This window comes from Microbacterium sp. P2_F9 (assembly GCF_056403635.1).
The window spans coordinates 1-7,123 of the sequence record NZ_JBFUFC010000200.1; the positions used below are offsets into that span (position 1 = coordinate 1).

General features: G+C 72.0%; 9 protein-coding genes. 4 read left to right on the plus strand and 5 right to left on the minus strand.

Annotated elements, in window-relative coordinates; translation table 11 throughout:
• The 3 genes from AC1DVT_RS16550 to AC1DVT_RS16560 form a co-directional block, all read left to right on the plus strand.
• Nucleotides 1-679: PxKF domain-containing protein (locus AC1DVT_RS16550; protein ID WP_477390074.1), on the plus strand; the 679-nt coding region annotated here is incomplete at its 5' end.
• Between the two features lie 6 nt (nt 680-685).
• On the plus strand, nt 686-1,579 hold the full coding sequence (locus tag AC1DVT_RS16555; RefSeq protein ID WP_477390075.1) for a hypothetical protein: 894 nt from the start codon (nt 686-688) through the stop codon (nt 1,577-1,579).
• Nucleotides 1,580-1,616: 37 nt separating this feature from the next.
• Nucleotides 1,617-2,255, plus strand: coding sequence for a LysE family translocator (locus AC1DVT_RS16560; RefSeq protein WP_477390076.1), 639 nt, complete (start codon nt 1,617-1,619; stop codon nt 2,253-2,255).
• Between the two features lie 15 nt (nt 2,256-2,270).
• Here the strand turns inward: AC1DVT_RS16560 and AC1DVT_RS16565 are convergent, their stop codons facing one another.
• The 3 genes from AC1DVT_RS16565 to AC1DVT_RS16575 all read right to left on the minus strand — a co-directional run bounded on the left by AC1DVT_RS16565 (nt 2,271) and on the right by AC1DVT_RS16575 (nt 4,798).
• On the minus strand, nt 2,271-3,101 hold the full coding sequence (locus AC1DVT_RS16565; protein WP_477390077.1) for an SDR family oxidoreductase: 831 nt from the start codon (nt 3,099-3,101) through the stop codon (nt 2,271-2,273).
• Nucleotides 3,102-3,219: 118 nt separating this feature from the next.
• The gene (locus AC1DVT_RS16570) at nt 3,220-3,996 is read right to left on the minus strand and encodes an enoyl-CoA hydratase/isomerase family protein (protein ID WP_477390078.1); all 777 of its coding nucleotides are present in this window, start codon (nt 3,994-3,996) and stop codon (nt 3,220-3,222) included.
• A gap of 40 nt (nt 3,997-4,036) precedes the next feature.
• Nucleotides 4,037-4,798 carry an SDR family NAD(P)-dependent oxidoreductase gene (locus AC1DVT_RS16575; protein WP_477390079.1) on the minus strand — a complete coding sequence of 254 codons (762 nt, stop codon included), beginning with the start codon at nt 4,796-4,798 and terminating at the stop codon, nt 4,037-4,039.
• Between the two features lie 261 nt (nt 4,799-5,059).
• Between AC1DVT_RS16575 and AC1DVT_RS16580 the strand changes: the two genes are divergently transcribed.
• Nucleotides 5,060-5,572 (plus strand): SRPBCC domain-containing protein, encoded by a 513-nt coding sequence (locus AC1DVT_RS16580; RefSeq protein WP_477390081.1) that lies wholly within the window; start codon nt 5,060-5,062, stop codon nt 5,570-5,572.
• A 12-nt stretch (nt 5,573-5,584) separates the two neighbouring features.
• Here the strand turns inward: AC1DVT_RS16580 and AC1DVT_RS16585 are convergent, their stop codons facing one another.
• Both AC1DVT_RS16585 and AC1DVT_RS16590 read right to left on the minus strand, forming a co-directional pair.
• The gene (locus AC1DVT_RS16585; protein WP_477390083.1) at nt 5,585-6,376 is read right to left on the minus strand and encodes an energy-coupling factor transporter transmembrane component T family protein; all 792 of its coding nucleotides are present in this window, start codon (nt 6,374-6,376) and stop codon (nt 5,585-5,587) included.
• On the minus strand, nt 6,373-7,123 hold a 751-nt coding region (locus AC1DVT_RS16590), incomplete at its 5' end, for an energy-coupling factor ABC transporter ATP-binding protein (RefSeq protein WP_477390085.1). The genes AC1DVT_RS16590 and AC1DVT_RS16585, both read right to left, overlap by 4 nt.

Genomic DNA, 7,123 nt, shown 5'->3' on the forward strand with positions numbered 1-7,123 from the left:
CAGCACCGGCCGTGAGGTGACCGGCACGGTCACCGACCTGCTCGGCCGCAGCGCCACCGCCACCGTCGTCGTCAAGTACGACGGCCACGGGCCGACGCTCGATCCCCGCGTGACGCCCGCGACGGTCGAGGTCGGGGCACCCGCCCCCACGGCAGAGGCGAGGGCGACGGATGCCTCGTCCGGCGTCGCCTCGGAATCCTGCGCGGTGCCGCAGACGACGACGGCGGGCGCGGCATCCGTCCTCTGCGAAGCGACCGACCTCGCCGGCAACCGCAGCACCGCCCCCGCGAACTACACCGTGGACGAGCCCCTGACCACTTGCGGCGGGGTGGACGATCGAGTCGCGCTGGCCCCGCTCAACGCGGACGGGTCGAGCGTGTTCCGGAGCTCGTCCGGCGTGCCGGTGGTCTTCCGCGCCTGCGACGCCCACGGCGTGCCGATCGGGACGAGGCGATTCGTGCAGAGCATGACCCTCGTGGCCACCGCGGCTCTGTCGCCCTCGGCGCGGGTGAATGAGCTCTGGTACCCGCCGGTGGGCGCCGGCTTCAGCTACGCGAAATCGGCGCAGCTGTGGACCGGGCACATCCAGACCCTCAAGCTCGCGAGCGGGAAGGAGTACACCTACCGGGTCCTGCTCGCCGACGGCACCGCATTCACCGTCACCTTCGGGGTGCGTTGAGGGCTGATGGATGACGCGACCCGCGCGGAGCTCGCAGCGCTGAGACTGCGGGCCTACGGCCCGGACGCCGACATCGCGGCCGACCCGGCGGCGGTCGAGCGGCTCATCGAGCTCGAGGCCCGCGCCCTCGAGGACCAGCACGTGATGGTGGACTCCGCACGGGCGCTGGCGCCGGTCGCGCAGGACAACGCCGCCGACGAATGGCCGCGAGGCGCGATCGGCCATCCGCCGACCAACCCGGACGGGCTGGCGCAGGACCCGGACGGGCTCGCACAGGACGACCCGGGGTCGCCGAGTGCGGACGGCCGGGCGTCGCCCGACCCCGGCAGAGCCGGTGGACCCCGGCGCCGCACGATCGCGGTCGGCATCGCAGCGGTGATCGCGGTGGGGATCGCCGTCGCGGTCGGCACCGTGGTCGCGCCCGTCGTCGCGCCCGAGCGCGGGGCGGCCCCCACCCCGACCACCGTGATGCCGCCCGAGGCCTACGGATTCCTGCGCGATCCGACCGCCCGCACGCTGTACGAGATCCCGCTCGATCGCGCGCTCGGGCCTGGGTCGGAGACCCCCGATGAGGAGACTCCCGAGATGCCGTCCAGCGGGAAGGTCGAGTGGGTCGCGAACGTCGGCTCGTTCTACGGGTGGGAGCTGTGGATCGCCGGGGCGGCCGGCGCGCTTCAGCCGGAGCACTGCATCCTCCTCACCCGTGGCTCCCGGAGCGAAGGACGGTGCTCGCCGTCGACGCTGCGTTCGCAGAGCACCCTCGTCATCGACCTCGACTACGAGGACATCGCCGCCGGCGCCCAGCCTCTCGCGATGACGCGGGGCCAGCRCATCGGATTCTGGTGGCTGGAGGACGACGCGATCACCGTGCTGATGGGCGCACGGCTCGAGACCCGCTGACGCCGAGGGCCGCGGCATCCGCCACTACGATGGGCCGGTGGTCCCGACCGAGAACCTGCTCGCCTTCATGGTCGCCGCGCTCGTGCTGATCGTGATTCCGGGCCCGAGCGTGCTGTTCACCATCGGACGGGCGCTCGCGCTCGGCCCGATCGGCGGGCTGCTGAGCGTGCTCGGCAACGCGCTCGGGCTGCTTCCGATCATCCTCGCCGTCGCACTGGGGGTCGGCGGGATCGTGGCGCGCTCGGTGGTGCTCTTCACGATCGTGAAGGTCGCCGGGTCGCTGTACCTGATGTTCCTCGGCGTGCAGGCGATCCGGCATCGCCACCGCGCTGCCGAGGCGGCCACTGCGGCCACGCTGCCGCGCTCGCACTGGCGACRGCTCGGCGAGGGGTTCGTCGTCGGCATCACCAACCCGAAGACGATCGCGTTCTTCGTCGCGGTGCTGCCCCAGTTCGTCGACCTGGACGCGGGCGCCGTGCCGCTGCAGATGATCGAACTCGGCCTGGTGTTCTTCGTGATCGCGCTGATCTCGGACGGCGCGTGGGCCCTCGCCGCCGCCGGCGCACGGCAGTGGTTCGGACGGTCGCCGAAGCGCATCGCGGCGCTCTCCGCCACCGGCGGCGGCCTCATGATCGGGCTCGGCGGCATCCTGCTGCTGACCGGCCAGAAGCACTGACCCCGCGCGCCCGGGTCAGTCCAGGAAGATGTCGGGGAACAGCCCCGAGTCGGGCGTGCCCGGGGTCGCGGCGTAGCCCGAGAAGTCGGTGATCCCGGCCGCCTCCAGCACGTCTTCGACGATGAGGGTCTGCCCGGTATAGGTGCGGGCGGGCTGGATCAGGACCTCGTACGCCGCATCAGCGTAGATCTCCGGCGTGCGGCTGACCTTCATCATGCGGTCGCCGCCGAGCGCGAACTGCACGGCCGCGGTGGCGATGGTGGTCCGCGGCCACAGCGTGTTGGCGGCAATGCCGTCGCCGGCGAACTCCGCTGCCAGGCCGAGCGTGACCATCGTCATCCCGTACTTGGCGAGCGTGTAGCCGGTGTGCGCGCCGAGCCACTTCGGCGAGAGGTTGAGCGGCGGCGACAGCGACAGGATGTGCGGGTTCGCGCTCTCGCGCAGGATCGGCACGGCCGCGCGCGAGAGCAGGAACGTGCCGCGCACGTTGACGTCCTGCATGAGGTCGTACTTCTTCGCCTGCAGGTCGAGCGAGCGCGAGAGGTCGATGACGCTCGCGTTGTTGACGATGATGTCGATGCCGCCGAACTCCCCCTCGGTCTTGAGCACCGCCTCGGTGATGTCGTCGTCGTTGCGCACGTCCCCGACGATCGGCAGCGCGTTGCCGCCGGCCGCCCGGATCTGCTCGGCGGCGGAGTGCACCGTGCCCTCGAGCTTCGGATGCGGGGTGTCGGTCTTCGCGAGCAGCGCGATGTTCGCGCCATCCCTGGCCGCCCGCAGGGCGATCGCGAGCCCGATGCCCCGGCTTCCGCCGGACATCAGGATGGTCTTGCCGGCGAGGGTCATCGCGTCTCCTTCATGGGGCCCGCGGTCACCCGCGAGCCGATACGAACTTTTCGAGCCGATACGTCGCCGACGGTGGGAACCGTATCGGCTCGTGGGGAACGTATCGGTTGGACAGTGATCATCGGGCGGATTTCGCGGATGCCGCGGCGAAGGCCGCCACTCGGATCTTCGCCTCGTCGGTGTCGAAGCGCGCGCCGATCGACGCCGCCTCGTCGTCGAGGTTCTCGGCGAACGTGCGATCGGCGCCGGTGCGGACGAGCCGCTTGGCCTGCCCGAACGCCGCGGTGGCGCCGGTGAGCCAGAACCGGGCGATCTCCTCCGCGCGTGCGGCGATCTCGCCGGCCGGGAGCACCTCGGCCACGAGCCCCCAGTCCAGCGCCTCGGCGGCCGTGAGCGAACGGTCCTGCAGCAGCAGCTGGAGGGCGCGGCGCTGACCGATGGCCGCCGGCAGCAGGGTGGAGACGCCGAGGTCGGGCGTCAGGCCGATGTTGGCGTACTTGCTGACGAACCGCGCCCCCTCCGCCGCGACGATGTAGTCGGCCGTGAGCATGAGCCCGAGTCCCCCACCCGCGACGGCCCCCTGCACGGCCGCGACGATCGGCTTGTCGGAGTGGACGAAGGTGCGGATGCCGTCGTGGATCACGTGCGCGGCCGCGGTGACGTCGGCGCCCGTGGCGCCTGATGTGCCCATGGCGAGGACGTCTCCGCCGGCGCAGAACGCCGGGCCCGCGGCATCCAGGATCACCGCTCCGATCGAGTCATCGGTGGTGATCTCGTGGGCGACGTCGCGCCAGCGCCCGCCCATCTCGAAGTCCATCGCATTGAGCGAGGCCGGGCGGTTGAAGGTGACGCGCGCCAGTCCGTCCGCGACGGTGACGAGGATCGACTCGGTCATGGCTGCTCCTGCTGCTCGGGGTGCGATGCGTGCGTGCGGGTCATTTCGGCGCCATCCGGATCGCGCCGTCGAGGCGGATCGTCTCGCCGTTGAGGTAGCCGTTGTCGACGATCGCCATGACGAGGCGCGCGTATTCGTCGGGGCGGCCGAGGCGCTGCGGGTACGGCACCTGGGCGCCGAGCGAATCCTGGGCGGCCTGCGGCAGACCCATGAGCATCGGCGTCTCCATGATGCCCGGGGCGATCGTGAGGACACGGATGCCGTAGCGCGCGAGCTCACGGGCGATGGGCAGGGTCATGGCGTGCACGCCGCCCTTGCTCGCGGAGTATGCGGGCTGGCCGATCTGGCCGTCGAAGGCGGCGACGCTCGCGGTGTTGACGATGACGCCGCGTTCACCGTCCTCGGTGGCCTCGGTGCGGGCCATGACCGCGGAGGCCTGGCCGATGACGTTGTAGGTGCCGATCAGGTTGACCCGGATGATCTTCTCGAACCCCGCGAGCGGCGACGGGCTGCCTTCGCGATCGAGCACCTTGGCGGGCGGCGCGATCCCCGCGCAGTTGACGACGACGCGGAGCGGTCCGGCCGCCGCGGCGGTCTCGACGGCGGCCGCGACCTGCTCGGGATCGGTGACGTCTGCGGGGGCGAAGGAGCCGCCCAGTTCGGTCGCGATGTCGGCACCGGCCGAGGTCGGCAGATCGACGATCGTGACGGCGGCACCGGCTGCGGCCAAGCGCCGGGCGGTGGCGAGGCCGAGACCGCTCGCGCCGCCGGTGACGAGCGCGGATGCGCCGGTGAGGTCCATGGTTCTCCTTCGAACAGGTGGGGGCCGGGCAGCTGCCCCGTGACATCGCATCCCACCCTACGCGGGACGGAGTGTCAGGACGGTCCGCCGGGACGCCTCCGGCGGGCAAGAGCGTGCACCAACTCAGGCTAATCGTTCGAGCACTTCGGCGAGAGGTGCGGATTCACGCCGGTCTCGGCATCCGTCTCCCGTATCCAGGCTGAATTGCGGCACACTGGATCGGCGGCGCCTCACCTACTACCGGGAGCTCTGGAACGCGACATGACCGATCGAACGGACATCACCGGCACGGTCACCGACATCGATGGCCACCCCAACCTCGTGCTGACCCGCACGTTCGCCGCGCGCCCCGTCGTGGTGTGGCGCGCGCTCACCGAATCGGAGCAGCTGGAGAAGTGGATCGGGGGATGGCAGGGCGACCCGGCCACCGGGCAGATCATGTTCTTCATGACCGCCGAGGGCGACGACCCGGTGCCCGTGGAGTACACGATCCTGGAGTGCGACCCGCCTCGGCGGTTCGTGGGCGACACTGCGCCGGAGGCAGGCGCGTGGCACCTCTGGTTCGAACTCGTCCCGCGGGGGGATTCCACCCTGCTGATCTTCGGGCAGCGTCTGAACCCCGGCGAGGACGTCGGCTCGATCGGCCCAGGCTGGGAGTACTACCTCGACCGGCTGATGGCCGTGCACCAGGGACGCGACCCGCGCGCCGTGGCGTGGGACGACTACTACCCCGCCATGGAGCCGGCCTACGAGCGCCTGGTCGCGGGCGGCTGATCCGGGCCTGAGTCAGCTGCCCGGCCCGAGGATGAAGTTCCAGGTGCCGGCGAGCACCGCGGCGGTCACGGCGATCGCCGAGATCGCGGCGCCGATCGCCATGAGCACCCACTCGCGGCCGCCGAAATGCGATTCCCGCGCCCAGGTGCGGGGGCCGGGTGCCCCGAATCCGCGCGCCTCCATGGTGGTGGCGAGCTTCGAGCCGCGGCGAATCGAAAGCACCAGCAGCGCGAACGCCATGCCGAGGAAGCGTCGGATGCGCCCCCGGTCGGCGACGCCGCGGGCGCGCCGCGCGAGCTCGAGCGCCCGCCAGTCGTCGACGAACAGTCCGACCATCCGCAAGCCGGCGAGCGCGCCCAGCACGAACCGTGCGGGCAGACGCAGCACCTGGCCGAGGCCGTCGGCGAGATCCGTCGGGTCGACCGTGACGAACAGCACCACCGAGGGGAGGGCGATCGCCAGCACCCGGAAGAAGGTCGCGGCGGCGAGCTCGAGCGACCCCTCGCTGATCCGGACGACGAACCAGTCCACGTAGACCGTGCCGGACGTCTCGCCGTACAGCGCGATCGTGAGGGCGGTGAGCGGTGCGGCGAGCCAGACCGGCCAGGTGCGCGCCCAGAACTCCCGCCAGCCGAGCCCCGCGAACGGGAACAGCAGGCACTCCAGCGCGAACGCCACCGCCGCCGAGACCCAGTCCAGGGTCAGGATCAGCGGCAGCGCGATCAGCGCGCTCGCGCCGAGCTTGGCGACCGGGTTGATCCGCGCGACCATCCCCGTGCGCGCCCGAGATTCCAGGAGGGTCATGCGGATGCCTCGTCCCCGGCGAGGACGAACTCTTCCGCGTGCAGCGCACGCACRACCTCGAGGTCGTGCGTGATCGCGACGATCGCGGTGCGCTCCTCGGCATCCGCTCCGTCGCGCAGGCGGGCAAGCAGCGCCACGAGCTCCGCCCAGGTGCGGGCATCCTGGCCGTAGGTCGGCTCGTCGAGCACGAGCACGCGCGGTCGCGTGGCCAAGGCCGCGGCAACGGTGAGCCGGCGCTTCTCGCCGCCCGACAGGGTGAAGGGGTTCGCGAGGGCGAGCTTGTCGAGCCGCAGCCGCACGAGGAGCTCGTCCACCCGGGCGCGGCTCGCGGCGTCGTCCAGGCCGAGCGCCCGCGGGCCGACCTCCAGCTCCTCACGGACGGTGCGGGCGAGCAGCTGATGCTCCGGCTCCTGGAAGACCGTGCCGATGCGCGTGAGCAGCTGACGGGAGGTCCAGCGGATCGGCGAACTGCCGATCCCTCCGGCGAGCTCCGGCGTCGCGACGAGCGTCGTGCTCGCGGGCGCGGGCGCGGTCCGGCCCGTGGGAGCGCCGCCCGGCGGGATCAGACCGGCGAGGGTGAGCCCGAGCGTCGATTTCCCCGCGCCGTTCGGGCCGGTGATCGCGAGCACGCCTCCGGCGCGCACATCGAGGTCGATCCCGGCGGCCACCGTGGTGCCGCGCACCCGCTCCACCGTCAGCCCTCGTGCCGACAGCAGCGCCGCCCCCGGCGCGCGGACAGGCGGGGCG